General features: G+C 44.2%; 27 protein-coding genes and 1 other RNA gene. 6 read left to right on the top strand and 22 right to left on the bottom strand.

Annotated elements, in window-relative coordinates; translation table 11 throughout:
* Positions 1-23: 23 nt before the first annotated feature.
* Positions 24-1,154: a class I SAM-dependent methyltransferase gene (locus AC58P7_RS07025; protein WP_497341208.1), complete on the bottom strand. Its 1,131-nt coding sequence runs from the start codon at positions 1,152-1,154 to the stop codon at positions 24-26.
* Between the two features lie 89 nt (positions 1,155-1,243).
* On the opposite strand from AC58P7_RS07025, the gene AC58P7_RS07020 reads away from it, so the two are divergent.
* The 3 genes from AC58P7_RS07020 to AC58P7_RS07010 all read left to right on the top strand — a co-directional run bounded on the left by AC58P7_RS07020 (position 1,244) and on the right by AC58P7_RS07010 (position 3,939).
* Complete coding sequence (locus AC58P7_RS07020) at positions 1,244-2,212, top strand: hypothetical protein (RefSeq protein WP_497341206.1); 969 nt, start codon at positions 1,244-1,246, stop codon at positions 2,210-2,212.
* A 100-nt stretch (positions 2,213-2,312) separates the two neighbouring features.
* The gene (locus AC58P7_RS07015; RefSeq protein ID WP_497341204.1) at positions 2,313-3,410 is read left to right on the top strand and encodes a coiled-coil domain-containing protein; all 1,098 of its coding nucleotides are present in this window, start codon (positions 2,313-2,315) and stop codon (positions 3,408-3,410) included.
* A 40-nt stretch (positions 3,411-3,450) separates the two neighbouring features.
* A complete protein-coding gene (locus AC58P7_RS07010; RefSeq protein WP_497341202.1) occupies positions 3,451-3,939 on the top strand; it encodes a hypothetical protein in 489 nt (162 codons plus the stop codon).
* A gap of 41 nt (positions 3,940-3,980) precedes the next feature.
* Here the strand turns inward: AC58P7_RS07010 and AC58P7_RS07005 are convergent, their stop codons facing one another.
* The gene (locus AC58P7_RS07005) at positions 3,981-5,312 is read right to left on the bottom strand and encodes a PhoH family protein (RefSeq protein WP_497341200.1); all 1,332 of its coding nucleotides are present in this window, start codon (positions 5,310-5,312) and stop codon (positions 3,981-3,983) included.
* Positions 5,313-5,425: 113 nt separating this feature from the next.
* On the opposite strand from AC58P7_RS07005, the gene AC58P7_RS07000 reads away from it, so the two are divergent.
* Entirely contained in the window at positions 5,426-5,974 is a 549-nt protein-coding gene (locus AC58P7_RS07000; protein WP_497341198.1) for a YhcN/YlaJ family sporulation lipoprotein, read from the top strand.
* Positions 5,975-6,014: 40 nt separating this feature from the next.
* Here the strand turns inward: AC58P7_RS07000 and AC58P7_RS06995 are convergent, their stop codons facing one another.
* From AC58P7_RS06995 to AC58P7_RS06970, 6 genes are all read right to left on the bottom strand, one after another.
* Complete coding sequence (locus AC58P7_RS06995; protein WP_497341196.1) at positions 6,015-6,158, bottom strand: hypothetical protein; 144 nt, start codon at positions 6,156-6,158, stop codon at positions 6,015-6,017.
* Between the two features lie 189 nt (positions 6,159-6,347).
* A complete protein-coding gene (locus AC58P7_RS06990) occupies positions 6,348-6,629 on the bottom strand; it encodes a hypothetical protein (RefSeq protein WP_497341194.1) in 282 nt (93 codons plus the stop codon).
* Position 6,630: 1 nt separating this feature from the next.
* Entirely contained in the window at positions 6,631-7,068 is a 438-nt protein-coding gene (locus AC58P7_RS06985) for a hypothetical protein (RefSeq protein WP_497341192.1), read from the bottom strand.
* A 15-nt stretch (positions 7,069-7,083) separates the two neighbouring features.
* Positions 7,084-7,359, bottom strand: a complete 276-nt coding sequence (locus AC58P7_RS06980) for a YlaH-like family protein (RefSeq protein WP_497241971.1) — start codon at positions 7,357-7,359, stop codon at positions 7,084-7,086.
* A 141-nt stretch (positions 7,360-7,500) separates the two neighbouring features.
* Positions 7,501-9,342 carry a translational GTPase TypA gene (gene typA / locus AC58P7_RS06975; protein WP_497341190.1) on the bottom strand — a complete coding sequence of 614 codons (1,842 nt, stop codon included), beginning with the start codon at positions 9,340-9,342 and terminating at the stop codon, positions 7,501-7,503.
* A 164-nt stretch (positions 9,343-9,506) separates the two neighbouring features.
* Positions 9,507-10,133 (bottom strand): hypothetical protein, encoded by a 627-nt coding sequence (locus AC58P7_RS06970; RefSeq protein ID WP_497341188.1) that lies wholly within the window; start codon positions 10,131-10,133, stop codon positions 9,507-9,509.
* Between the two features lie 76 nt (positions 10,134-10,209).
* Here AC58P7_RS06970 and AC58P7_RS06965 point away from each other — a divergent pair, with 76 nt between their 5' ends.
* Positions 10,210-11,415, top strand: coding sequence for an MFS transporter (locus tag AC58P7_RS06965; RefSeq protein WP_497341186.1), 1,206 nt, complete (start codon positions 10,210-10,212; stop codon positions 11,413-11,415).
* Positions 11,416-11,439: 24 nt separating this feature from the next.
* On the opposite strand, the gene AC58P7_RS06960 is transcribed toward AC58P7_RS06965, so the two are convergent.
* The 9 genes from AC58P7_RS06960 to AC58P7_RS06920 form a co-directional block, all read right to left on the bottom strand.
* Entirely contained in the window at positions 11,440-12,120 is a 681-nt protein-coding gene (locus tag AC58P7_RS06960) for a TerC family protein (RefSeq protein WP_497341184.1), read from the bottom strand.
* A 71-nt stretch (positions 12,121-12,191) separates the two neighbouring features.
* The gene (gene thiI, locus AC58P7_RS06955) at positions 12,192-13,400 is read right to left on the bottom strand and encodes a tRNA uracil 4-sulfurtransferase ThiI (protein ID WP_497341182.1); all 1,209 of its coding nucleotides are present in this window, start codon (positions 13,398-13,400) and stop codon (positions 12,192-12,194) included.
* Positions 13,397-14,575 carry a cysteine desulfurase family protein gene (locus AC58P7_RS06950; RefSeq protein ID WP_497341558.1) on the bottom strand — a complete coding sequence of 393 codons (1,179 nt, stop codon included), beginning with the start codon at positions 14,573-14,575 and terminating at the stop codon, positions 13,397-13,399. Before AC58P7_RS06950 ends, thiI begins: the two co-directional genes overlap by 4 nt.
* 165 nt (positions 14,576-14,740) lie before the next feature.
* Entirely contained in the window at positions 14,741-15,433 is a 693-nt protein-coding gene (locus AC58P7_RS06945; RefSeq protein ID WP_497341180.1) for a lytic transglycosylase domain-containing protein, read from the bottom strand.
* 147 nt (positions 15,434-15,580) lie between these two features.
* Positions 15,581-16,873, bottom strand: coding sequence for a hemolysin family protein (locus AC58P7_RS06940; RefSeq protein ID WP_497341178.1), 1,293 nt, complete (start codon positions 16,871-16,873; stop codon positions 15,581-15,583).
* Between the two features lie 339 nt (positions 16,874-17,212).
* Positions 17,213-17,614 carry a hypothetical protein gene (locus AC58P7_RS06935; RefSeq protein ID WP_497341176.1) on the bottom strand — a complete coding sequence of 134 codons (402 nt, stop codon included), beginning with the start codon at positions 17,612-17,614 and terminating at the stop codon, positions 17,213-17,215.
* A gap of 22 nt (positions 17,615-17,636) precedes the next feature.
* Complete coding sequence (locus AC58P7_RS06930; RefSeq protein ID WP_497341174.1) at positions 17,637-17,855, bottom strand: DUF1540 domain-containing protein; 219 nt, start codon at positions 17,853-17,855, stop codon at positions 17,637-17,639.
* Positions 17,856-17,902: 47 nt separating this feature from the next.
* Positions 17,903-18,997 carry a glycoside hydrolase family 15 protein gene (locus tag AC58P7_RS06925; RefSeq protein ID WP_497341172.1) on the bottom strand — a complete coding sequence of 365 codons (1,095 nt, stop codon included), beginning with the start codon at positions 18,995-18,997 and terminating at the stop codon, positions 17,903-17,905.
* A 74-nt stretch (positions 18,998-19,071) separates the two neighbouring features.
* Positions 19,072-19,572 (bottom strand): YpuI family protein, encoded by a 501-nt coding sequence (locus tag AC58P7_RS06920; RefSeq protein ID WP_090816021.1) that lies wholly within the window; start codon positions 19,570-19,572, stop codon positions 19,072-19,074.
* 135 nt (positions 19,573-19,707) lie between these two features.
* Here AC58P7_RS06920 and AC58P7_RS06915 point away from each other — a divergent pair, with 135 nt between their 5' ends.
* Positions 19,708-21,621 (top strand): S8 family peptidase, encoded by a 1,914-nt coding sequence (locus tag AC58P7_RS06915; protein ID WP_497341170.1) that lies wholly within the window; start codon positions 19,708-19,710, stop codon positions 21,619-21,621.
* A 154-nt stretch (positions 21,622-21,775) separates the two neighbouring features.
* Here the strand turns inward: AC58P7_RS06915 and rnpB are convergent.
* The 5 genes from rnpB to rpoD all read right to left on the bottom strand — a co-directional run bounded on the left by rnpB (position 21,776) and on the right by rpoD (position 26,206).
* An RNA gene (rnpB, locus tag AC58P7_RS06910) (RNase P RNA component class A) lies at positions 21,776-22,190 on the bottom strand.
* Between the two features lie 94 nt (positions 22,191-22,284).
* Positions 22,285-23,394 carry a Nif3-like dinuclear metal center hexameric protein gene (locus AC58P7_RS06905; RefSeq protein ID WP_497341168.1) on the bottom strand — a complete coding sequence of 370 codons (1,110 nt, stop codon included), beginning with the start codon at positions 23,392-23,394 and terminating at the stop codon, positions 22,285-22,287.
* Positions 23,370-24,134, bottom strand: coding sequence for a tRNA (adenine(22)-N(1))-methyltransferase (locus tag AC58P7_RS06900; RefSeq protein ID WP_497341166.1), 765 nt, complete (start codon positions 24,132-24,134; stop codon positions 23,370-23,372). Before AC58P7_RS06900 ends, AC58P7_RS06905 begins: the two co-directional genes overlap by 25 nt.
* 3 nt (positions 24,135-24,137) lie before the next feature.
* Complete coding sequence (locus tag AC58P7_RS06895) at positions 24,138-25,079, bottom strand: hypothetical protein (RefSeq protein ID WP_497341164.1); 942 nt, start codon at positions 25,077-25,079, stop codon at positions 24,138-24,140.
* A gap of 11 nt (positions 25,080-25,090) precedes the next feature.
* Positions 25,091-26,206 carry an RNA polymerase sigma factor RpoD gene (gene rpoD / locus AC58P7_RS06890; RefSeq protein ID WP_028558036.1) on the bottom strand — a complete coding sequence of 372 codons (1,116 nt, stop codon included), beginning with the start codon at positions 26,204-26,206 and terminating at the stop codon, positions 25,091-25,093.
* Positions 26,207-26,230 lie beyond the last annotated feature (24 nt).

Genomic DNA, 26,230 nt, shown 5'->3' with positions numbered 1-26,230 from the left:
CAAACAAAAAGGTGAATCGGCCATTATGCCGGTTCACCTTTTTTAATAGCGATAAAAACCTTAAACAATTCACTCATTCCATCACTTAACAGTAATTGTCGTATCGAACGATTCCTTTTCGATACGGCACTAAAAGGATTGGGATCGTAATGATTTTGCAATTTCTCTAAAATACCTTGCTCGACTAAGAACTGGCGCTGGGTTTGTATAGGACATGATTCAAAACCACTCGCTGCCGCGGCTGCCTGACACATGCTAAAGTTTACATGAGCAGTTATGTCCTGCTCACCTTGAGCAATAAAGGGATTATCATGAGCCTCATGTTTGCGATAGCACATCAATGTCCCCTGATAGCGATGTGACGCAAATAGCTCAGCTTCAACATCCCCATAATCAATCGCGATGACGCACCCTTTAAGGATCCGCTGAGATAGTCGATCATACCAATCTGCCGCCTCCAGATTCACTTCACCCAATTGTCCATCTTGCCACTGAACTTCTAATGAGGTTAAATAGTCTACTATACGCCCAGATTCTAGGGGTAGCCAGATTTCTTCGAAATGCGGCTCTTGCTCTTGCCAGATCACATGTGATTCTTGGTACGCATGATCCTTATATCGAATGCGATGGATAGGGAATGCATCCAGCAATTCATTGGCCAGTACATATACATGTTCCTGTGGCGCCTCATGCAACCACGAAGTTTCATCCAAGAAACGAATATGTTTCTCATGTTCTACGAGCAAATCTTTTTGCAACTGGCAATGATATGGACTCGATTCAATGAGTGTATAACTTAAACGAACATACACATCAGGCGCAGCCCGCTTTAATTCTTCAAGAATTTGAAGTGCCATCCGCCCGCTCCCTCCACCCCATTCAACCAAATTAATGGATTCAGGTAGAGCAGACAGTTGCTGCAGCTGTTTATAAATGAATGCGGCTACCATCTCCCCCATAACAGTTCCTATGGAAGAGCTCGTATAGAAATCCCCTTGTTTACCAATCTTTATTTGATCGTTACGGTAATAGCCTGCCGAATCATGGTACAAACACATTTCCATGTAATCTCGAAAAGGAATACTAAGATTTTCCGCGGTTTGAATGCTTTCTTTTAGTGCTTCCACCACGCCAATGTGCCCTAGTTGATTCACGAATGAAAACCTCCAGTTCTTTACTTACAGACAAATGAATAGGAAACCCTTATAATGATAAAGGATTATGGAAGGAGAGACAGCCCAGCATGACAAAAAAGTGGATTACTCTAACAGCGATAACGGCAATTAGCCTAGTCTCGTTGACAGCCTGTACAGACAATACGAAAGTCAAAGAAGCTTTTCAACAATCGCTTAGCAAACAATCGGAAATGAAATCGTATACCTTCGATGGAAGTACGACGCTCTCGATCAGTGATGGTTTAATGAAATCAGCTAACCCTCTTACGAACGGATTGTTATCTTTGGTCAGAGAAAGCACGATTACGTGGAAGGGCATAAGCAATGTAGATCCCCTTCAATTTCAAACCGACTTACGCATAACGCCTAAGGGATCTACATCCCCTATCGATATACCAATTCTCATTAAAGATAGCAAATTGTATTTTAATATGCCAGCCTTAAATAAGACGGCAGATGAGTATTACACGATTGATATACAGAAAATGAGCGGAACGACTGGTTCACCTTTAACCGTTGACACATTGAAAAATACACCGCAAGTATCTACAACACTGAGCAAATTAATTTTTGAAGGTATAGACGCCAAATGGTTTAAGGAAGCCAAAGACCCCCTTAAATTGAACGACGGAACAACGGCTAAATCCATTCAGGTCGATTTGACAGCCAAAAATGTGAAGGAAATCAACACACAATTCCAAACTAAATTACCTGAGTTCGTTAGTTCCTTACAAACCAATGGTTTCTTGTCGGCTGATAAAGCCGAATCACTAAAGAAAAATGGGCTTGCCTCCCTTGCCATCAAAGCACCAAGCAGTATGAAAATTGCGATTGACGATAAAGGCTTTATTCGCGACCAGTCGCTCGACATCACGTTTACGGTAACGATGGATGGGAAAGCACTCGACAATCATATTACGCTTCATCAAACTTACGATGCTATTAATCAAGCTACGCCTTTGACGAAGGACGTTCCAGCTAAAGTGAAGAGCTTCGATGACATTCTCAAACTGTTAACACCAGCTCCAAAGAAATAGTAATAAGGTGAAATACTTACCTTTCCCCAAAGGTAAGTATTTTTTTGTGCTTCATTTAATAGAAATATGATAATCTATTCATAGGGGGAGAATACCATCAATGAATTCTAAAAAACTCACAGCTCATCTGTTGATTATTGTATTCCTATTACAACTCACATTGCCTTATGGCGGTGCTTTAGCCGAAGAAACCAAATCTTCACAAGACGAAGCCAAAGAGTTAGTCCAAAAAGGACTTACCATTTTCGAAATCGATAAAGAAGTGGCTCGCTTGAATGAGCAAGATGCCAAAATCGGTGAGCAAATCAAACAGAATGAACAAGACATCGTTAAGCAAAATGGCAACGTTGAAGCAACTCGAAAGCATGCGGGCAAAGTATTAAGAGCTTATTATACGGGAGATCGAGATTCGATCTGGATGCTGCTCTTTGCTGCAAACTCTTTCACAGATGTTCTGAAAATGTTTGAATACTTACAAATGATCATTACCAATGATCATCTTGCTCTGGCCTCTTTCACGGATTCGTTCGAAAAGCTCAAAATCTTGCAGACCGAACTCACCAATTCTCGAACTGAGCTGCAAAAAACCAAAGAAAAATTCCTGCAGCAGCGTGAACGGCTCGTCAAGCTTCAAGAAGAACTGGACAAACAGCTGGCGATCAGCGCCCAAGCCCAGGTCATCGCAGCCCAAATCAAGAGCTTGAATGATCAATGGAAACAAGAAGGCTTGCCTTTGGCGAGGGATTACTTAGACAATTTATCTATGGCTTTCCGCGAGCTTCCACAATTTTTGATGAAAGACAGTAAGAACATGGACTTATCTTCTATTAAAACACCCGTCATCAGCCTAACAGACGCAGATTTCAATGCGTATTTACACTCGAAAAGCGAGCTTCTTCAGACGTTAAATTTTGAATTCAAAGATGGGTCTATGATCGCAACAGGTAAGAAAGGTGAGTTGAAAATCTCGATCCAAGGAAACTTCAATCTATTAACGAACGCCGATATGAACGAAGTCCGTTTTGTCGTTGATAATCTTGAATTTAATGACTTCAAACTGCCGGATACGACGATTAACGATTTTTCAAAAGAATTTCAGCTAGGTTTTATTCCGAAAAAAGTAGTGAGCTACCTCGATGTGCTAAGTGTAGAGACGAAAAAAGGCGTGGCAGTTGTGAAACTCAAATTATCTCTGTAAACTAGTAGGGATAATGACGATAAAGTGAGGACGAACAACTATGGAACTCAAAATTGGACTTATGATGGATCTGCCCGATGGGAAAATACCTGGCTTTTACGCCCAGATAGTCAAAGCGCTAGCCGGCAAAGTCGAACTATTCGATCGCGATAAAGAAATGCTGATAGTAAGTAATGAGGAGCAGCAACGTGCTGCCCTTGAAGTCATGGCCCATTTTAACATCGAGACAACGATTATGGAACTTCGTTTGCTCAAAGTTGATGCAGAATTAACGGATTTGTTCAGTGATTATGGTTTTACAAGCCGCGCGGAACATAACTATTTGTATGATAAAATCGTTATTCCTTTCCGTTTCACGGCGACTAGTCCTCCTGCCGAGGTCGATCAAGCGGCTCTTCAAGTTGAAGAGCACCTCATCGCTCAGTACAAGGACGGAGATCACGATGTGTATGTCGTTGATCTACAGCTAGTGGAACTCATGCATGGCATTGCCAAAGCTTATCGTTGCAGTATCGACGTTTTGCGATAATTTGTAAAAAGCCCACATCGTCGGATGTGGGCTTTTCTCATTTACAGCAAATCTGCTGCCAATTGCGCCAAATGAGAGCGTTCGCCGCGCTCTAGTGTGATATGCCCGCTTATGCCTTCCTGTTTGAAGCGCTCTACCACATACGTCAGCCCATTGCTCGATGCGTCTAGGTATGGATGGTCAATTTGATCCGGATCACCTAGGAGGACGATTTTACTTCCCTCACCAACGCGCGATACAATTGTTTTCACTTCATGCTTCGATAAGTTCTGTGCTTCGTCAATGATAATAAATTGACCAGGTATGGACCGTCCACGAATATACGTTAACGCTTCTACTTGAATACTACCTAGACCGGCAAGTATTTTTTCAATATCACCTGGTTTTTTGGTATCAAATAAATATTCCAAATTATCATAGATCGGCTGCATCCAAGGACGCAGCTTTTCATCTTTTTCACCAGGCAGGTAACCGATATCCTTGCCCATCGGGACGACCGGACGAGCAATTAACAGTTTCTTGTATTTACGATCATCCTCAATTTTCATGAGCCCCGCAGCTAACGTAAGCAACGTTTTACCTGTACCCGCTTTCCCAGTTAGGGTGACGAGCGGGATATCGTCATTGAGCAGAAGCTCAAGAGCCATTCTCTGCTGCGCATTGCGCGCGGCAATTCCCCAGATGGGATCGTTGCTCATGTAAAGCGGCTCAAGCTTTTTGGCATCCGGCGTGACTTTGAGCAAAGCTGATTTGGAAGAACCGAGCTCATCGCGCAAGATCACGAATTCGTGAGGATGCAGCATGTAACTCAAATTCAGTGAAGTAACGGTCAAGAATCGATACGAGTAAAATTCATCAATGATCGATGGGTGAACGAACAACGTGATATAGCCGGTATACATATCGGTTTGAGCTACGATTCGATCGGTTAAATAATCCTGCGCTGGAATACCCAGTACATCGGCTTTGATTCGAACCAATGTATCTTTACTAACGATGACGACAGGTCTGGCTTCCTCATTTTCTTGCTCTTCTAGATGATAGTTAAGTGCAACCGCAAGAATGCGATTATCATTGGTTAATTCAGCAAACGTATCTTGCAGCTTGGCAAAGCTGCGATGGTTAAGCTCCACTTTAATGCTGCCCCCATGATCAAGGGTAATGCCATCAGATAAATTGCCTTTGGCTCTTAATCCGTCTAGCAATCTTGAGACATGTCTGGCATTGCGACCGATTTCATCCGCATTTCGTTTCTTAGAATCGATTTCTTCCAACACCACGGCGGGTATGACCACTTCATTATCTTCAAATGCGAATAAAGCATTAGGGTCCTGAAGCAGTACATTGGTATCTAACACGTAAATTTTTTTCATTGGTGTGTCCCCTCCCAGATTTGGCGTTAGATCATTGGTTATATTCATACATACAACCCAACCGTACAGGACAAACTAAACGCGAGATTCAAGGAAAGAAGGGAACGATTCTGGTGAGACTAATATACGTATGTGGACTGATACTGATCCTCGCGGTAGGCTGCAGTCAAGCGCCGAAAAGTGGTGCCCCCTCTCAAGATACGAATCACAAACAAGTAAAAGTTCAACAAATTGCTCCGCAAAAGCTTGAAATCAAAGATTCGAAAGCAGTTGCAGCGCATTTGGAAAACCTAGCATTGAGTATCCCTCAAGTAGAGAGCGCACATTGCGTCGTCTTCGGCAATACTGCTGTCGTGGGCATCAACATTAAGAAGGAGCTTGATCGTGCCAAAGTCGGTACTGTAAAATATTCGGTCGCAGAGGCACTCAAGAAGGATCCTTACGGCGTGAATGCGATTGTCACAGCAGATATGGATTTAGATCAACGCTTACGCAACATTCGGGATAACATTCAAGCAGGAAGGCCGATTACAGGCTTTGCGGAACAAATGGCTGATATCGTTGGTCGTGTTATGCCACAACTGCCTCGCGATATTCGCAATGCTCCAGATATCGATAACGCAGGTCCGAATGGGACGAGCCCACAGGTTCCGACCCGGTAATTCACTGAAGATGACAAAAAGCCTGACTGCATGTGCAGATCTAGGCTTTTTTTATCGCATCAAAAACTTGGCCGAGTGAAAAGATCGTGTCTCGGCTTTCACAAGCTTTCGCATATTCAGCTTTAATCAAGAGTTGGGCGCTATCCATCCATTGCATCGGTGTAGCTGTTAGATGTTCAGCCATATCGTTTGCGCCTCCTACTAGGTGGTTGAAAACGCTCCTTACACTTACAGTATAGCATAGCGAGTGCCAAGCGTTCCACCATTATGTATCTATTTTCAAATCAAGCAGGCTCTCCTTTTTGTCCAGATATACTTTAGTGTACGTTGATTTGGTAAAGTTATGTCCACAGATGTCCACAGCGTTAAACCGCTATTGATTGTTGTAAATGGGGTTCGAATTAATATCAGTCAACAACTTCTCCGCACTCTCACGATCGAAGCAATGCTTATGATATTCCCCTTCCTGCTCATACCCAATCCAAATCTTCATCGGATCCGCAATCGGTAAAATCTCAAGCTTACTAATTCCGTGATCCTCAACTAAAATGAGTGCGAAAAAATCCAACGTATCTTTAGCCGCTTCATCCTCAGGCCGAGCCTGCGACACAATATGCATTTGCAGCCAATTGAAAAAGGCATCCCCCAGCTTCATCTCAGCGTCCATCCTCTCTTAATAGAACAATGTTATAGCCATCTTCTAACCATTGCAACCATTGTTTCGTCCAAGCATTGTGCAGCCCATTGTTCGTTTCAATATGAGCTCCCATTGCTAGCAGCAACGCTCTCGCCTCCTGCCTGTTCAGCAAACGGTCCAGAAAGGCCTCTGCACAGTGTGAAAGGTGAAACGGTTCACCATTAAACACGATATCACCAGAAACCGTTAAATCTAATTCTACGAGGTCTGATCCGCATACGTCTTCATCATCGCTGAGCAGCAGACTCGATTTAAACATCGACAGTAAGCGAGGATGTTGACCTCCTGCTAATTGACGAAACATTTCAAATTCGGGATCGGACAGGATGCACATGCGGTCTTCACCAAGTACGAGCGGTGAATAACCAAGAATCGGTGTTAACCAATATCGGGTCATAAGGAGTCACTCCTATTAAGTCGGCCGCTTGCCGCTTCTTTTCTCAATGAAATAACGAATTCTCACCATAAACATCAGGGATATGGCAACCGCCAAGCAAAGTACAATAGGCAAGCCTACAATTTGAAATACGAGGAGCATCACAGAACCGATCGCTAACAGCACATAAATGAGTGCAGTTTTGAGGATAGGTAATTTGCGCGTACGGAACACTTTATTGTACACATAGGACATGAAAACAAAGATTAATAGATACGTAATTAAGAGGTGATTGGCAAACCATTCATTCAAGGCAGTCAACAAACATACACTCCATTTCGTTAATAAGTTAAAAAAGTTAAGTCATTCCCCATTATCCCTTAAAACCACAATAAAATAAAGGGAAATGCGGCTCGAAAGCCGACATTTCCCTTTATTCGAATACTTTGTGAATTAAACGTTAGCTTCTGCTGTTTTGCGGTGCTTCTCAGCACGCTCGCGCTCGCTCTTGTTCAAGATCTTTTTACGGATACGAACCGATTTCGGTGTAATTTCACAATATTCATCATCGTTCAAATACTCAAGTGCTTGCTCCAATGAGTACATACGAGGAGTTTTCATTTTAACTGTTTCTTCTTTGTTTGCGGAACGAATGTTGTTAACTGCTTTTTCTTTACAGATGTTAACGATGATATCATTGTCGCGTGTATGCTCACCAACAACCATGCCTTCGTAAACTTCGGTTTGAGGATGAACGAACAAGATTCCGCGATCTTCTACAGAAAGAATTCCGTAAAGTGTGGATACGCCTGATTCGCTTGATACGAGTACGCCTTCGTGACGTCCGCCAACGCCTGCACCTTGGTATGGACCATAGCTGTCAAATGCATGATTCATGATTCCGTAGCCGCGAGTCAGTGTCAAGAAGTTCGTTCTGTAACCGATCAAACCACGAGCTGGAATCAAGAATTCCAGACGAACATTTCCGCTGCCGTTGTTGATCATGTTAACCATTTCAGCTTTACGTGAACCTAGGCTTTCCATAACAGAACCCATGCTATCTTCTGGAACGTCGATGATCAAACGCTCAATCGGCTCCATTTTTTGTCCGTCGATTTGACGAATGATAACTTCTGGTTTGGAAACTTGCAATTCAAAGCCTTCACGACGCATATTTTCAATCAAAATACCTAAGTGAAGCTCACCGCGGCCAGATACGATGAATGCATCCGGGCTATCTGTATCTTCAACGCGTAAGCTTACATCTGTTTCAAGCTCTTTGTATAGACGCTCACGGATTTTACGGGAAGTGACCCATTTACCTTCGCGACCAGCGAACGGTGAGTTGTTCACGATAAATGTCATTTGAAGCGTTGGCTCATCGATTTTCAATACTGGCAATGCTTCCGGATTCGCTGGATCAGCTACCGTTTCACCAATGTTGATGTCTTTAATCCCTGCAATAGCAATGATATCCCCTGCAGCTGCTTCTTCAATCTCAATTCGTTTCAAGCCTGTGAAACCGAAAAGTTTCTCGATTCGAGCTTGCTTTTGTCCACCTTCACGTGTCATAACAGCAACGGTTTGACCTTGACGGATTTTACCACGGTTCACACGGCCTACGCCGATACGACCCAAGTACTCATTGTAGTCCATCAATGTAACAAGGAATTGAAGCGGTTGGTCAACGTCTTCCGTTGGAGCTGGGATGTGATTAACAACTGTTTCATAAATAGCTTCCATGTTAGCATCTTGTTTCTCTGGATCAAGACTTGAAGTCCCTTGCAAAGCAGATGCGTATACAACGTGGAAATCAAGTTGCTCGTCAGTTGCGCCTAGCTCGATAAACAAATCAAGAACTTCGTCAACAACTTCTTGCGGACGCGCGTTTGGACGGTCAATTTTGTTTACGACAACTACCGGAGAAAGATTGCTCTCAAGTGCTTTACGTAGAACGAATTTCGTTTGTGGCATTGTACCTTCGAAAGCATCAACAACCAACAAAACGCCGTCTACCATTTTCATGATACGCTCAACTTCTCCGCCGAAGTCAGCATGTCCTGGTGTATCTACGATGTTAATCAAGTAGTCTTTATAGTTAATCGCCGTATTTTTGGCAAGGATGGTAATACCGCGTTCTCTCTCTAGATCGTTGGAGTCCATCGCTCTTTCTTGAATAGCCTCGTTGTCGCGGAATGTTCCTGACTGTTGAAGCAATTTATCTACGAGTGTTGTTTTACCGTGGTCAACGTGTGCGATAATGGCAATGTTGCGAATCTTGTCTCTTGCATGCATGAATGTCAAACCCTCTCTACCCTATAATTTTCGTCTCTGTTCATAAAACAAGCGTCGGACATAAGCGCCGACGCTTGACATTTACCCTTAGTATACGCAGTTTCTCGACATTATGCAAGATAAAAGGCGCATAAAACAAAACTTTTAACTGGAAAAAGGCGAAATCACCACAATCTTCGCTTTCGGAAAATCATGGAAAGTCCAGCAATGACAAGGATCAAAGCGATTACATAAATGCCTAATTTGAATAGTAAAGTCAAGCCGAAAAATGCGGCTGAAATGATTCCCAACACCATGGCTGCGATCCAAATGCTTCGATCACTGCCACGTTCGAATAAATGAAGCTCGTATAACCCAATCGCTACCCCTAGAATAAAGCCCGGCCAAATATAGCTCATCGAACCCCAGCCGAAAAGATTGCAGAAGAAAAACATGAGGGCATAGGTTGTCAAAATGCCTCCAGGGACGAGCATGCCAGCTGGCAGCCTGCGGTTGAAATACAAGAAATGAAATAGCAGTCCGGGGATAAGTAATATAAGGGGCCAAAAAAAGGAAAGAAGTAAATGGAAAACCCCTAATTTGCCTAGCAACAACAGCACTGCCAAGCCAATAAATAAAATGCCAATGGAGTAGCTATTTCTAGCGATACGAATCCCTCCTAAAATGTACAAATGTTGAACGGATGATTCATCGATAAATAAATCGACACCCTTCAACAAATATTTTATCTCACCTAACAGCAAAATGGTAGGTGTTTTCGAGATCCATCTTTTGCGTTCATTTTCCTTCACATGGGTATACTAAAGCACCTGCAGATCCTTTTTTTGCTATGCAAAAATAGTATGCAGGTCAATTAGGGGAGGTATCATGAATCGGACTGTCGTCAGCAATAAGCAACAACGAAAACCACTTTGGACCAAAGCCTTTCTAATCACGGCTTTGGCAAATTTACTGCTTTTTTTCAGTTTTCAAATGCTCATACCAACCATTCCTATCCATCTATCACAATTAGGTGGCGACAATGTGCAAGTTGGTCTTGTGATTGGCATATTCACTATTTCTTCTCTTCTTACCCGGCCATTCGCCGGCAGAGCGTTAGACAAGCTGGGCAGAAAGCATGTACTTCTTGTAGGTTTGGCCATTTGCGCACTTACCATTGCAGGATATTCGTATATTGCAGCTGTTACCCTTATTTTGGCTGCACGTTTTGTTCATGGGATTGGCTGGGGATTATCCACAACATCCTTAGGCACCGTGATCGCCGATATCATCCCTCCCGAGCGCCGCGGGGAAGGAATGGGCTATTACGGATTGTCCAATACGCTCGCGATGGCAGTTGGGCCGCTCACCGGGCTCCGAGTGATACAGGCATACGGTTTTCAGTACGTTCTTTTGATCTCAACGATTTTGGCGATATTATCTTTATTTAGCTCACTTTTCATTACATATCCGAAGCCAACTCGGCCTTTGATGCCTGCGCAGCGAATTCGATTGGTAGATCGATTATGGGAGCGAACCGCGTTACTCCCCTCTGTACTCCTGCTTTGTACAGCGATTTGTTATGGGGGGATCGTGACCTTTATTACCTTATTTGGCCATGAAGCAGGTATTGCCAATGTCGGCCTTTTCTTCTTATGCAACGCAAGCATGGTACTTCTTGTTCGACCTATAACAGGCGTGGTTTTTGATCGTAAAGGACCAGAATGGGTATTGCTCCCTGGCGCGATCTTCACGATTACAGGGCTATTATTACTTTCCTTTGCACATTCCAACTTTAGTCTGGCTATTGCAGCGCTATGCTACGGTGTTGGCTTTGGCTCCATACAACCGGCTCTTCAGGCATGGACCATTTCTCGTTCTTCTCCTGAGCGACGCGGTGCGGCAAACGGAACCTTTTTCTCCGCTAACGACCTTGGAATCGGGTTAGGGGCGATGGTGCTAGGCGCCATAGCGAACTGGAGCGGCAGCTATGCCCTTATGTACCGCTGCTCCACTTCGTTAATTATCGTATTTCTCCTGATTTATGGTTGGTCCTTCTTAGCGCTAACTTTGCCAAAAAAAACAGCACATTGACCTCACAGTCCATGTGCTGAATTCTCATTCATTCCTTGTCTTGAATGGAAGCAATCGCACCCATTTGGCAATACCACCTGATGCAATCACAATAACCGTGGCCATAATGGGGATCCAAACATGCAAAAATTCAAAATCATGCAGCAGCCAATCAATCATCTTCTCATCTTTGACAAACATTTCCCCTGCCGTATATCCAAGAATACCCGCCCCCATATAAACAAGGATCGGATATTTCTGAAGTAAGTTCATGACGATTGTACTTCCCCAAATAATAATGGGAATACTCAATCCAATCCCTAAAATAATAACGGTATTATTCCCATTTCCTTTGGCTGCAATGGCTAAAACATTGTCCAAGCTCATCACGAAATCTGCAACAATGATAGTCCATATGGCTTTGCCCAGCGTTGAAGCTTCCTTAATATTCGAATGCCCATCTTCGTCCGTCAGAAGCTTAATTGCGATCCACAGCAGCAAGATAGAGCCCCCAGCTTGAATAAATGGGATCGTAAGCAAACTTACAGCAACGAGTGTCAGTACTAAACGCAAAGCGATGGCACCGAAAGCCCCCCACCAGATGGCAAGCTTACGCTGCTCTAGAGGTAGATTTTTGCTTGCTAGGGCAATGACTACCGCATTATCTCCGCTTAATACAATATTAATCAACATAATTTGCAAGAATAAAAAGAGCGCATCAATCATACTTCACGACCTCCTGACGAACATGGAGAGCAAGTGATTGGGAAGGGTGCGATTAGAGCTGCAGTGAGGAGCTAGAATAAATGAGCGTTAGATTCCTTTTTCAATTGTCCATGCACGATTTCAATAGTTTCTGTTTCTAAGACCGCTCTTTCAATGAGCTCATTTAGGAATGTCATGCCAGCTTCCAGCTTTTCCACCAAACGCAAGTTGGGATTCGTACTCGGGGAAGGCGGGAGAAATAAGGAACAGCAATCTTCATAGGGTAAAATCGAGATTGGAAACGTTCCAATGGATTCCGCAACACCAATAATCTCTTGCTTGTCCATCATCATCAACGGCTGAAGAAGCGGTAATGTAACCACGCGCCCAATGGCGTGAAGACTTGGCAGTGTTTGACTTGCCACCTGTCCTAAGCTCTCGCCAGTAACTAAGGCACCCAGTTCCTCACGTTCTGCAATACGTTCAGCAATGCGGTACATCGCTCTCCGTATGAGGGTAACCAACAGATTATCATTATACGCACGGTGAATAGAGGTTTGGACCTCCGTGAAGGATACCAGGTGAAGCTTTAATGAATCTGTATAGCCAGCCAGCTGATGAGCAAGCTCAATCACTTTATCCTTCGCAAGTTCGCTGGTATAGGGGTAACTGTGGAAATGTATGGCCTCTAACGTTAATCCCTTTCGCATCGCTAACCAACCTGCTACGGGACTATCAATGCCTCCTGACAGCATCAGTAGCGCTTTACCGCTCGTTCCTGACGGGAACCCCCCTGCACATGCAATGACATCGACATACAAAAGCACCTTATCCTCGCGGATTTCCACACGCAGTTCAACCTCAGGATTTCGAACATCCACTTGTAACCCCGGAATAGCCTGTAGCACATAGCCGCCAACCAAATAGTTCATCTGTTGCGAGTCATGCGGAAATGCTTTATTGACCCTCCGAACCGTTACCTTAAAGGTCGCAGGTTGTTTGGGAAGTGCCTGCATCATCCGCAGGGCCGTCTCTTGAATCGCTTCTAACTCTAGTGGCGCATGATAAGCTGGACTGAAGGATGCAAGTCCAAAAACACGCTGTAGCGCAGCAGAAGCCTGTTCATAATCGGCACCCCCTAGCTCCACATATACGCGTCCAAACTCAGGAATATACCTGACATCAGGAAAAGAACTTAAAACTTTGCGAATTTGAATCATCACACTTCGCTCAAATCGTTTGCGATTTTTACCTTTAAGCATCATTTCACCAAAACGCAATATTAAACAATCCGGCTTCATCTTCGCTTCCCCCTTAGACTGACAGATGGATTTCTCATGGGAGCAAGCTCCTTGACCACCTCTTGTAATGAGCGTAGGAATTGCTCGATATCTTGCTTTTCATTTTCATCAGAAAAGCTCACTCTTAAGCCACTAACAGCCAACTCACGACTGCAGCCTAAAGCCAACATGACTTCACTCGGCTCTGACTCGCCAGACGTACAAGCTGATCGCGTTGAGATGTAGATCCCTTTCTGTTCCAGGGCATGTACGACGACCTCTGCTTTCATGCGGGCAAAAGCAAAGTGAACGATATGCGGAGCCATCTCCCCCTCCACCTCAGAGCCTATAACACTTAGCTCAGGAATTCCCGCGATGCCTGCCAACAATTGCTGTCTAAGCGCATATTTATGAGCCATTTTCACAGATTGATTGTCCATCGAGATACGCAGTGCTTTCGCCATACCCACGATTAACGGGACGTTTTCAGTACCTGAGCGGACACCAAATTCTTGGCCGCCGCCTGCCAGCAATGGTTTCAATTGTACACCTGTTCTCCGATAAAGGAAGCCAACACCTTTCGGTCCTCGAAATTTATGAGCAGACGCGCTGCATAGATCGATTCTCCATGCTTTGGGATGCAGAGGTAACTTAGCAAGACCTTGAACGGCGTCCACGTGAAAAATGATTTTAGGATACCTAGCGAGGTATTGCCCTATTTCTTGAATAGGTTGAATCGTGCCTACTTCGTTATTCACATACATGATACTAACAAGAATCGTATCCTCACAAATCGCAGCTTGAAGATCCTCTAACTTTACTCTTCCTGCACGTGAGACAGGTAAATAAGTGACTCGAAAGCCTTCTTGCTCCAGCCCGGCAAATACTTCTTTGACCGAAGCATGCTCGATTTGCGTAGTAATAAGATGTTTCCCACGATGTTGATAGCTGTATGCTGCGCCTTTGATCGCCAAGTTATTACTTTCAGTCCCACCTGACGTACAAATGACTTCACTAGGCAAAACATCTATAACAGATGCGATAACTTCCTTAGCGCTCTGCAAAAGCTTCTTCGCTTCTACACCTAAACGATGTATAGAGGAGGGATTTCCATAATGTGATTTCATAACCTCAGCGATGGTATCAATAACTTCTTCATAAAGCGGCGACGTTGCCGCGTAATCCATATAAAGCATGGCTTGCTGATTCCCCTTCATAACCATAAACTGCAGCCTCCTTGTCCCCTTGGATGCCTTCCCTTATTAAAGCTTATAAACGACGAGAACTCAAGTAAGCTGGATCAAATGCGAAAAGCTGATCTCCGCATAGAACATGCGAAAACCAGCCAATAGTTACACCCATTATTGAGCAAAATTCTGACGATGATCAAGCACTTTAGAAACGTAAGCTTGCGTCTCTTTCGGCAAAAACTGAAGCTTTTTCGCCAGATCCTGATCTGTCTTAATGCCTAATCGATCTACGCGACCAGGTCCTGCATTATAAGCGGCAAGTGCAACGCCTTCGTTCCCGTTATATTTCTTAAGCAAGCTACTTAGGAATTGAGTACCTGCATCTATGTTCTGTTTCGGATCAAATGGGTTCGTTACCCCATAGCCGCTGCTTGTCCCATCCATGAGCTGCATTAAGCCTTTGGCACCTGCAGAAGAGACAGCCTGATGATTAAAGGATGATTCTTGCTGAATAACCGCCTTAACCAGTGAAGAATCCACCCCATATTTCTGACTAGCTTGCCCAATAAGCCCTTCAAACTGCGAGACGGATGATAACTGAGAGATCGCCTGCAAAGGCGTATATGATTTATTCAAGGCGCCTAGCGCACTTGGGAGATTGCTCAACGATTGTTCAAGTGTTGATGTGTCCAAAGCATTAGTCCCTGTACCCGCACCTTGTCCCATTAAGGTATTTAAAAGCTCACTAAAATCACTTGTATCGTCTGTACTTGAAGATGACGTGTCATCAGAAAACAGACTTAATTTACTCAACGTCTGAAGCTGAAGCAGCTCCTTCAATACTCTAGGGTCAATACTATTCATATTTGTATTCGTGATGCTGTTCATCGCTCAGACCTCGCTTATTCATGATCAATGTACCTATTGTACACGTTTTGAGCCCTGACGACTATACTTTTATTCCAAAACAAAGACATGGGGCACAGTCTATTGACTGTCCCCCCATGCCTTTCAAGAAATATTTTGCTGAAGCATTTCATTGTCATTCAATGATCTTCTCACCGTGACACGTGAAATGCGTAAATGATCGGTTTCTTCTACAATGAACATAAATTCATCATTGTAACTTACCTGCTGATTACGGCTTGGCGGAATTTCGGTTTGAGAATAAATCCAACCACCGATGGTGTCATAATCATCCGACTCGATCTCAAGACCAAAGTATTCGTTTACTTCGTCAATTAACAATAAACCATCAATCGAGAACGTATTCTCATCCTTCATTTCAATCGTTGGGCGTTCCTCATCAAACTCATCTTGAATTTCACCAACGATCTCTTCCATGATATCTTCCAGCGTTACTAAGCCCGATGTGCCGCCATATTCATCAATGAGCAAAGCCATCTGACTCTTGCGTTTTTGCATCATTTTCAGCAGATCGCTTATATGAATCGAATCCGGTACCGTGGTAATCGGGCGAATGATCTTCTTAATGCCTTTGAGATTCGCATCAGGCTTCAGCAAATCCTTTATGTGCACGAAACCAATAATGTTATCCTTATCTGGATCACACACAGGGTATCGTGTACGCATTTCTTTGATCGCGATAGCTAAGTTCTCGGCATAAGAAAGTCCTGCATATAAGCATTCCATTTCCGTACGTGGAATCATAATTTCGCGCGCTGTCGTCTCTGCGAATCCGAATATATTATCAACAAGCGTGAGCTCTGTGTTATCGATTAGTCCGTTTTTGTGACTTTCCTGCATCAGGACTCGAATTTCGTCCTCCGTATGCGCAGATTCGTGTTCCGTAGTGGGCTCAATCCCAGCACGGCGCAGCATCCAATTGGAAATGCCATTCAGTATCCAAATGAAAGGGTACATAATTTTATAGAATAATACCATAGGTCCTGCAGAAAGCAGAGTAATTTGTTCGGCTTTACGAATCGCATACGTCTTAGGAAACTGTTCACCTAATGTGATATGAAGAGTAGTCATTAAAGAAAAGGCAATAATAAATGTAATTGTGTGAAAAACAGTGTCTGGTAATCCCAGCGGAGCGAATAAAGGCTCTAAAATTTTGGCGAACGTCGGTTCACCCACATAACCAAGTCCTAATGATGTGAGCGTAATTCCTAATTGACAAGCACCGAGGTAAGCATCGAGATTATTCATAATCCCTTGAGCGAATTTCGCATTTCGGCGTCCTTCACCGACAAGCGATTCAATCCGACTTCCACGTACTTTCACCATGGCAAATTCAGCTGCGACAAAAAAACCGTTTAACAACACTAGTCCAAACATTAACAGAAAACTGATTAACGTTTCGGGCAAAGGATCTTCCAATACCTTACCTATCCCCTAACAAGTGCAAAAGCTGCACCGAGGAGAGTAGGTACACCTCCCTTAATTTTCGATTTTAATTTTTTAATATCACTACTCATTATATAATAATACTGTAATCATTCAAAGGTGCGAATATGACACTTGAAGCCAAATAGTACGAGCAAATGGGCGTAAACACATTAAAATGAGCCCTTATTGCGCTGTTACACATGAATAATGGCCTTCTTAAGCTCTTTTTCACGTTTTTTTCAGAAAAAAAATAAAGTAAGCCGATTTCTCGGCTTACTTTATCAAAGGTTAAGAATAGTAAGGAACCAATAAAAAATAGGCGGCTACGGCAATTAAACCAAGTGCAACGGACCAAGAGCCCATGCTCTTATTTCCCATTACAAAAGCAATAACACCGAGAATAATACCTGAAATCCCAAGCAATACTGGCCAAACAAATAACGAAGCTAGAGCAACGAACAGCGCTACATACCCCACTGCTTTATTGCGTGTTACAGCTTCTACTAGCTCAGCGACTTCCTCACTAGAAACTGTCGAGGTAGACTCAGAGCCTCGGTTTATTCTAGCCTGAGGTACAGCAATCTCAGCTGCATATTCTTCTTGGGCATGGAGTCCGCTCTCGATACGAAGCTGACTCTTCTGGAATCGCTCCTTGGTGGCATTGTCTAAAGATTTATCCTCTTTATTCATGCGACCTCCGCGTTACACATACCTAATGTTTGGTCGCAGGCTTAAACGTGTGGCAACACGTATTAGCCGCTTTGGTTGCAGTATCATGATGAGTTGTATCAAAAGATTCCTCTGACGCAAATTCTTCATTGTAGCTAGCATTAGCGTGCTGATCAACTTCAATCATAATCGTGTCTGCATGACAGTTGTTTCCTTGTGTCCAATATTCACAATTGGCTACTGCGCATTTGACTGCTGGCATCATCATCACCCCCTTAACAATTTGCCCGCCTTAGGAGTGATCTATGCTTATTGGAGTCTGTCAGATAAGACCAAGAACATGGCATGTGACCAGAGAAGTGGACGTGCAGGCTCACCATGTTTCGCTGCCCATTCCGCATAAACCGCGGGCTCTCGAAGGTTATCATCTACTTGTTCAGGGAAACGTCCCAGCTCGTCAGCCTTACTTGCTATCCAAGATAAACAACGCTGCGCTTCATCTTTATTTCCAAGCTCAAACTGAATCCAGCCATACCAAGCGGTTAACAATAACCACTCGCCGCCTCCATAATACCGATCTTCGAGGTAGCGTTGAATACCGCCATGTTTGAGATCAGCTTCGATTGTTTGAACGGTTCGGAGCATAATAGGATCACTTGGCTCACACACCCCAAACGGTAAGGCGAGCCAGAGTAAACTTGCATCAACGCCACTCAGCGCTGGTTGCCATACTTCATTTACACAGTGAATTGACTTCACGAATCGTCCATTACGAACAGCATTAGTATGTATAAAATGCCGAATTAGTTCAGCTTTCTCTATAAGATCTTGACGTGATTCTAGCTCACCTAGTGCCTTTAGCCCTCCATATAAACAGGCCAATGTTGCAGGATGCACATAATCCGGGTACTCTTCCCAACAATCAAAATTCGGATAATGCCAAAATGTCATGATATAGTCCACTGTCAACTCGATGCTCTCTCTGAATTCTTCCAAGAGTGTCGTATGGCCTGTTAAACGAATATGTTCCACAAGCCCCCATAACCACGCACCATAACCATCCATTTGAAAATGACCCCACTCCGAATGATCGTCTCGACCATCCAAATGATACCGAGTTCCTAGAAATTCCGAACGATCAATCCATTCCTTATTCTCGTGTTTTCGTAACAGTTCAGTAAGCCGCGAACGCTTGTTTTTCAGAACACGATGCACCCAACGGTAAAATTGCTCCGCACTACCTGTTTCTCCTAAGCGATCCATCGAATTAGCAATAAATGTGCCATCCCGCAACCAACTAAAGGAATAAGGGGGAAAAAGAGGAGAAGCCACATAGCCTCCGCTAGGATGCTGATTCAGCTTAATAATTGCAACGCTACTGCTAATTAATTGTTCTAACTCCATAAATGTCCTCCCCTTTTCTAAAAGAAAAAGGATGCGTTGGTCGCATCCCTTTGTATAGTTCTTTTCGATTGCAATTAAACTTTTTCACCTTGCATACGGCGTTGTGTAATGTAATCTGTTTCATAGTAAGCCAGATCTTCTCTAAGCTCTTCAAACACCTTGGACAATTCGATGGTTAAGTCACGAACTTCACGTGAAGGCTTTTTGCGGAAACGAATCGCATCTTGTCCTGTATAAGCGTAGCGACCGTCTTCGGAATAGCACTCATTCTTAGGATAGAAGAAGGTATTAACGCATGTATGATATACCTCATAGAGCACTTTTTCCGAAAAATCAACATTAAAAGTAGGACGTCTCAAGCTAACGCCCAATTTCTCATAAGCCACTTCACAAAAAACAAGAAGATGACGAGTGTCCTGTAAATACCCGCGGTAAAATTCATCCATTGCCGGATCATTTTCCACATTTAACAGTGAGAGCGAATGTTGATTAAGAAACAGTTCCATTTTGGCCGTCGTTTCTTTGAGCTTAGTACGCGTGGAATCACAAATATTTTTCACATTAAAAACAGCCATGTAAGAAGACCTCCTATAATTGCGCTACTTCTATCCTACCATAAATTATCCCGAAGTGGTATATGTAAAACACCAGTTACCATGCATAAAACAATCCCGCTCGCCTAACCCTACTCTTAAAAGGAGGGCTTCATTATGTGGCGTTATCTCACTACCATTACTCTCGTATTAGGATTAGGGGTCGTCCTCTTTCCTGAACTGCCCAATCATCGCACCAAACCTGGACCAGAGGTCTACAGCGCGAAGTATGAAACAACTTCCAAGTTAGCCCTACTCGAACAGGATGTGAAGCTTACTGATGAACTTTGCAGAAGTCAATGTGCCATCGATTATACAACCATGCTCGGTCAAATCCAAGGCGGCGAACCCGTTACGAATGTCCTGAAAAACATGCGAAATCATCATGAGAAAATGGAAGTGCTTGTATGGTCAAAGCGTGGACAGACCTGGGAACAAGGTATTAAATCAGGAGACCTGCCTCCCTCAAACAAAGACCAAGCTGCCACCTATTTGAAAGAAGCTAAAACCGCTGTTGATGGGGGCAAGCATTATCAGTCTCCTAAGTTCGGAGCCGGACATAATGTTTATTTCGTTCAAGGCACTCCTTCAACGAACGGTGAGGATTCTCTCGTTGGAGTTATCCATCAAGATGTGCTTGCACAAGTAACCGATCATCAGATGAAGAACTTAAGACTCGAGCCCTATCCAAACGAAAACCGTTGGAAAGTGGAGTCAGTAGAAACGAATACGTTAAAAGACAAGGTTGTGGATCATCCTGAAGATAATCAAGGCACTAGTCATTACCAGCAGAATGAAGTTGTTGTACGCTTCAAATCGGATCCAACTGAGGCTCAGCTTAATCAAATAAAAACTGAGATCAAAGCTATTTCAGCACAAAAACTAGGGTATACGTACGTTTTCCGCACGGAGGGAATGGACGCCAAAGCATTAATGGCCTATTTCCGCAAATGGAATGTCGCGTATGTTGAACCACATTTCCTTTATATGACCAATGATTACTATGATGATCAAGATCGAGCGGATTCAAACCCTTCCAGCACCAATACTAATACTAATCAGACGCCAGTCACATCGAACTTCATGCCGAATGACAATTTATATCAGCGGTATCAATGGAACCTACCTTTGATTGAAACTGTACAAGGGTGGCAGTTAAACCGCGGCGCCAATGATGTTATTGTTGCAGTTGTTGATACAGGTGTAGATATGAAGCATCCAGACCTGCAAGGACAATTATTGCCTGGTTACAATGTCATCAGCGGAAATGATACTCCGCAAGATGATGTTGGACACGGCACACATGTGACAGGTGTGATTGCTGCGCTTGTCAACAATAATCTGGGTGTTGCCGGGATGACTTGGTTTAACAAAGTTTTACCTGTTAAAGTGCTGGATCAAACAGGGGCAGGCAGCACCTACTCCGTTGCTCAGGGGATCATTTGGGCTACAGACCACGGCGCTAAGGTCATGAATCTCAGCCTGGGTAATTATGCGGATTCTGGCTTTCTCCATGATGCCATTCAATACGCCTACGATAAAGACGTTGCTCTTATCGCGGCAAGCGGCAATGATAATACGGAGCAACCTGGATATCCTGCCGCTTATCCTGAGGTATTCGCTGTAGCAGCTAGTGATTCTAAGAATGAGAAAGCACCATTCTCGAATTACGGCGACTATATAGATGTTACCGCACCTGGTGTCACGATCGCCAGTACGTATCCGAACAACCAGTATGCCGCGTTATCAGGCACTTCCATGGCAAGCCCCCATGTGACAGCACTTGCTGCGTTGATTCGATCTGCTAATCCCAATTTGAAAAATACAGATGTCTACGAGATCATGCGGAAGTCCGCTCAAGATCTTGGAGACAAAGGCCACGATAAATATTTTGGCGATGGGTTAATTGATGTGGCTAAAGCTATAGAAATGGCGAAGCAAGAAACTGCTCCTTTGTCATATTGGCCGCAGGATTTTGCGCGTCAATTGCATTTAGTACCAAGGAAATATGCGGGTAGTATTGAGAGGTAGAGGATAGATAAAAATTTAACCCAAAACACCTTCAATTCCACTAGTGTGGGATTGAAGGTGTTTTTGATTTTGCCGTATAAATGGAAATTTCATGCTATTTATGATGTACAAATGAAATACCCGCAAAGCCTAAGCCTTGCGGGTAACCGACAGTATGGAAAGTTTGCCGTAAGCCGGGTTCTGTACTTCCAGTGGTCATAACGGGCGTCTGCTCCCCTGCCACTATTGAAGCGACAATCATCTATCTAGGCTGTGCATTGCTACACAGCTCAAGCGACCAACCCGAACGCGTCTCAGGCGAAGACTGCTGCCTCGAAAGCAACTTGCGTTCCTCTAGGTCTTGCTCCAAGTGGGGTTTACCAGGATCTATGTCACCATAGAACCTCGTGGTCTCTTACACCACGGTTCCATCCTTGCCTGTGCTATATTTCAAGCCATCGGCGGTCCATTTCTGTGGCCCTATCCTTCAACTCGCGTTGACTGGACGTTATCCAGCACCCTGCCTTATGGAGCCCGGACTTTCCTCTCGCTATGGCTTACCCATAGCCAGCGATTGTCTGTCAAACTTCCCTTTGCATAGGCTAGTATACTAAGAATAGCTTCGAATTACAACACATGATCATTTCCTCAATTTCCATGTGGAGGTGCACGCCTCGTTCCTGCCTATAGGAATTGGAACGGTTCTGTATTGATTGTGGATGCAAGTACCTGCGTATCCGTCTTCGCGAGCTGCGCAGCGAGGTAGTCCGCGACGCCGCGCTTCATGACCTTCTCGACGTTGTGTCCAACGTCGAGGATAGCTAGCCCCGCCGCTAACGCATCGTGCGCGGTGTGGTAGTCGATGTCGCCGGTGACCAGCACATCGGCGCCGGCAAACATGGCGTGCCGCATGTAGCGGCCGCCAGAACCACCCAGCACGGCCACCTTCCGGATAGGCCGTGAGAGATCGCCGACGACGCGCACCGTCGGCACGTCGAACACCGCCTTCGCGTGCTCCGTGAGCTCGCGAAGCGTCATCGCCGCGGGCAGCTTGCCCACGCGGCCCAAACCGAACACTCTACCCTTCAGATCCATCGGGTAGAGGTCATAGGCCACCTCCTCGTAGGGGTGGGCCTTCAACATCGCAGTAACCGCTTTGCGCTGTACGCTAGCGGTTACGATCGTCTCTACGCGTACCTCTTGTACGCGTTCCAGCTTACCAACTTCCCCGATAAACGGATTTGCCCCTTCCTGCGGCAGGAACGTCCCCGTCCCGGGGATATTGAAGCTGCAAGAGCTGTATTGGCCAATGCCGCCTGCTCCCGCTTTAAATAGCGCATCCAGCACCACTTGATGATGCGTCTCAGGTACGAAAACAACGAGCTTTTGCAGCTTCTCTGTATGCACATCTTCCAAATGGGTCATATCCGTTAAGCCAAGTTGCTCCGACAGCAAATCATTTACGCCGCCTTCTGCCACATCTAGGTTCGTATGGGCGATATAAACAGCGATATCATTTTTGATTAATTTTTCGTACAAACGACCTGCCGGTGTTTCTGTTTGAAGATGAGCCAGTGGCCGGAAAATAATCGCATGATGCGCAATAATAAGGTTCGCACCAACTTCAATAGCCTCATCAACAACCGCATCCGTCACATCAAGAGCAACTAGAACCTTTTTGATATCTTTCTGCAACGAACCCAATTGTAAGCCGATTTTATCATCGGCCATCGCGTAATGCTTAGGGGCCAGCTGCTCGAAAAGTTGGATTACGGTTTGACCTTTTGCAAGCACGCGAGTACCTCCTTTATTTCATGCATTTCTCGGCTAACCTGCTCCGCTTTCGCAATGGAAGCTTCAGCAGTCGATAGCTTTAATTGATCTACAATCATCGCAAGCTTTTTCAGTTCGCTCTCCCACTTCACAAACCACACTTCAGGAGCTTCATTTATGAAATAAGGCCCCATTTGAAGTAACCGCTCCTTGGATACCCTGATACCAGCAGGTAACTGACGTTCCTCATATAATGTTTCTAAAGTACTTCGCTCCTCTTGAGCAATAGCAATCGCTGTTAAAATTTCATAAATCTTGCCATCCTCTTCGAGAATAGCCTCTGTCTCCAATTTCCACCCATTCTCCAGTAACCACCGACGAACGTGATCTTCCCCTACATTAGGCTGTAGAATCAAATGCTGAACACCAGGAAGCTTTGACTTACCAGCCTCCAAAATACTTGCCATTAAACTACCGCCCATACCAGCGATCGTAATTACATCTACTTCTCCGGTTTCTATAACCGCAAGCCCATCACCGGATCTTACTTGAATGATTTTGGATAAGCCGCTTTCTAGCACTTGTCTTTGCGCAGCTTCATAAGGTCCCGGATTTACTTCTCCTGCCACTGCTGCTGTAATAATTCCCTGTTGTGCCAAATACGTCGGAAGCAACGCGTGATCCGAACCAATATCCGCTACTTTGGAACCTTTTGGTACACGATCTGCAATCATTTGAAGTCTTTTCGATAATTTAACCATATGCTACATTACCCACTCTACCCATTTTTTTCGCAGCAGAAATAACGCCACGCCTACTGAAACTAATTTTGCTGTAAACGAAATTTGAATGATACGCGAGCTCATTTCTATATCCACAAGAAAGGTCATGGCTTCAGGAATAAACCAAACCACACCTCCCACTAGCATGAGCACGCTAGCCGCTTGTTTATTCGTATGATGTGCAAGCCAAGCCATCCATATGAGTACAACACTCACTGGCACCCAACTTAATTCGAGTGAAAACCATGAAGGTTGATTTAATTTCTGCATTAATAACCAACTATAGGTCCCGACTAGCCCTAACCAACCGCATATTTGGAAAATGGCCATCCGACCAATTAATCCGTTAAATAGCCATATACAACTACAGAACGCCAAATAACCAATATAAGTGGTTGAAGCATGAATACCCGATAAATCCATAATATGCAAGCCCAATAGCAACATGGCTATAGAACCAATACCGCACATTACATAGGATATGACAGGCGTACGACCAAATTGTCTATATGCGACAGCATAACAAATGATGACAAAAAGTGTGGAAATACCAATTTGCATTGGCAATCCAAAAGAGTTAAAATTAAGAGCAGATAAGGCAAGAGCGGCAATTATCGCTAAAGTGCCCAACCATATTTTCCAGTTACTGTTTGTTACAGCCGTTGCTGAAACTCCTAAAAGTGAAGCTGGTTTAGGTGTCATATCATCCACATACAAATTCATTAGAAAATCGCAATAATGCTCGGGAAGCAATTTGCTCCGGCGCCAATGATCGATTTCCCTTACAATTACTTTTCTTCTCTCAGCATCCATCTGTTCGCTCACCTTCCTAGCTACTTTATCGGTGATTTCATGCTCAGATTTTAGTAGATCTTTTTTATTAAGACCACAAAAAAAGACCCCGCCGAATCTGGCAGGGCCCACTCACAGCGATTTTATTCCAAAAAGTCCTTCAATCGTTTACTACGGCTTGGATGTCTTAATTTCCGCAAAGCTTTTGCTTCAATCTGACGAATCCGTTCACGCGTAACACCGAATACTTTCCCTACTTCTTCCAATGTTCTTGTACGTCCATCATCAAGTCCAAAACGCAACCGAAGTACATTTTCTTCTCTTTCCGTTAACGTATCAAGCACGTCTTCAAGCTGTTCTTTTAGAAGCTCATACGCTGCTGCATCTGCTGGTGCTAACGCCTCTTGATCCTCGATAAAATCCCCTAAATGTGAATCATCTTCTTCACCAATCGGTGTTTCTAAGGAAACAGGCTCTTGTGCGATTTTCATGATTTCACGGACTTTATCCGTACTCAAATCCATCTCTTTGGCAATTTCTTCTGGCGTAGGTTCGCGCCCTAATTCCTGCAGCAATTGACGTGAAACACGGATCAATTTGTTAATCGTTTCAACCATATGTACCGGAATACGAATCGTTCTCGCTTGATCGGCAATCGCGCGAGTAATCGCTTGACGAATCCACCAGGTCGCATAGGTACTGAATTTGTAGCCCTTCGTATGATCGAACTTCTCAACAGCCTTGATAAGACCCATATTACCTTCTTGAATCAAGTCGAGGAAAAGCATGCCACGACCCACATAACGTTTTGCAATACTTACAACGAGTCTAAGGTTCGCTTCCGCTAGACGACGCTTCGCTTCCTCATCCCCATTTTCAATACGTTTGGCCAACCCCACTTCGTCTTCCGCGGAAAGAAGCGGTACTCGACCAATTTCTTTCAAATACATCCGAACTGGATCATTAATTTTAATCCCCGGCGGCAAAGCCAGATCATCATCGAAGTTAAATTCATCGCGCTCATTTTCTTCAGGATTCATCGAATCTTCATCCGATTCATTCCCCACATCAATACCTTGCTCGGAAAGCTGTTCAAAGAACTCATCGATTTGTTCAGGATCCTGATCGAAGGGAGCTAATTTCTCCATGATATCCTTGTAAGTTAGTGAGGACCGTTTTTTCCCCTGCTCTATAAGTTGGTCTTTCACCTGGTCCAGGGTCAATTCTGTCTCTAGTTCTGTACGCTGATCATTCGCCATGGTACGGACTCCCTCCTCCCTAGT

This window comes from Paenibacillus sp. J22FR5 (assembly GCF_059691975.1).
The sequence above is the reverse complement of the archived record's forward strand: the minus strand, read 5'-3'. Positions and strand labels throughout refer to the sequence as shown.

Bases quoted from the DNA above. Each gene is read 5' to 3' on its own strand.
- AC58P7_RS06940 (WP_497341178.1), bottom strand. From the start codon at position 16,873: ATGTTTGGACTAGTGTTGTTAAACGGTTTTTTTGTCGCAGCTGAATTT.
- thiI (WP_497341182.1), bottom strand. From the start codon at position 13,400: ATGAAGCCGGATTGTTTAATATTGCGTTTTGGTGAAATGATGCTTAAA.
- AC58P7_RS06945 (WP_497341180.1), bottom strand. From the start codon at position 15,433: ATGAATAGTATTGACCCTAGAGTATTGAAGGAGCTGCTTCAGCTTCAG.
- AC58P7_RS06925 (WP_497341172.1), bottom strand. From the start codon at position 18,997: ATGGAGTTAGAACAATTAATTAGCAGTAGCGTTGCAATTATTAAGCTG.
- AC58P7_RS07020 (WP_497341206.1), top strand. From the start codon at position 1,244: ATGACAAAAAAGTGGATTACTCTAACAGCGATAACGGCAATTAGCCTA.
- AC58P7_RS07015 (WP_497341204.1), top strand. From the start codon at position 2,313: ATGAATTCTAAAAAACTCACAGCTCATCTGTTGATTATTGTATTCCTA.
- AC58P7_RS06930 (WP_497341174.1), bottom strand. From the start codon at position 17,855: ATGCCAGCAGTCAAATGCGCAGTAGCCAATTGTGAATATTGGACACAA.
- AC58P7_RS07005 (WP_497341200.1), bottom strand. From the start codon at position 5,312: ATGAAAAAAATTTACGTGTTAGATACCAATGTACTGCTTCAGGACCCT.
- AC58P7_RS06900 (WP_497341166.1), bottom strand. From the start codon at position 24,134: ATGGTTAAATTATCGAAAAGACTTCAAATGATTGCAGATCGTGTACCA.
- AC58P7_RS06915 (WP_497341170.1), top strand. From the start codon at position 19,708: ATGTGGCGTTATCTCACTACCATTACTCTCGTATTAGGATTAGGGGTC.
- AC58P7_RS06985 (WP_497341192.1), bottom strand. From the start codon at position 7,068: ATGACCCGATATTGGTTAACACCGATTCTTGGTTATTCACCGCTCGTA.
- AC58P7_RS06995 (WP_497341196.1), bottom strand. From the start codon at position 6,158: ATGGCTGAACATCTAACAGCTACACCGATGCAATGGATGGATAGCGCC.
- AC58P7_RS07010 (WP_497341202.1), top strand. From the start codon at position 3,451: ATGGAACTCAAAATTGGACTTATGATGGATCTGCCCGATGGGAAAATA.
- AC58P7_RS06990 (WP_497341194.1), bottom strand. From the start codon at position 6,629: ATGAAGCTGGGGGATGCCTTTTTCAATTGGCTGCAAATGCATATTGTG.
- rpoD (WP_028558036.1), bottom strand. From the start codon at position 26,206: ATGGCGAATGATCAGCGTACAGAACTAGAGACAGAATTGACCCTGGAC.
- AC58P7_RS06950 (WP_497341558.1), bottom strand. From the start codon at position 14,575: ATGCTTTATATGGATTACGCGGCAACGTCGCCGCTTTATGAAGAAGTT.
- AC58P7_RS06960 (WP_497341184.1), bottom strand. From the start codon at position 12,120: ATGATTGATGCGCTCTTTTTATTCTTGCAAATTATGTTGATTAATATT.
- AC58P7_RS06965 (WP_497341186.1), top strand. From the start codon at position 10,210: ATGAATCGGACTGTCGTCAGCAATAAGCAACAACGAAAACCACTTTGG.
- AC58P7_RS06935 (WP_497341176.1), bottom strand. From the start codon at position 17,614: ATGAATAAAGAGGATAAATCTTTAGACAATGCCACCAAGGAGCGATTC.
- typA (WP_497341190.1), bottom strand. From the start codon at position 9,342: ATGCATGCAAGAGACAAGATTCGCAACATTGCCATTATCGCACACGTT.
- AC58P7_RS06920 (WP_090816021.1), bottom strand. From the start codon at position 19,572: ATGGCTGTTTTTAATGTGAAAAATATTTGTGATTCCACGCGTACTAAG.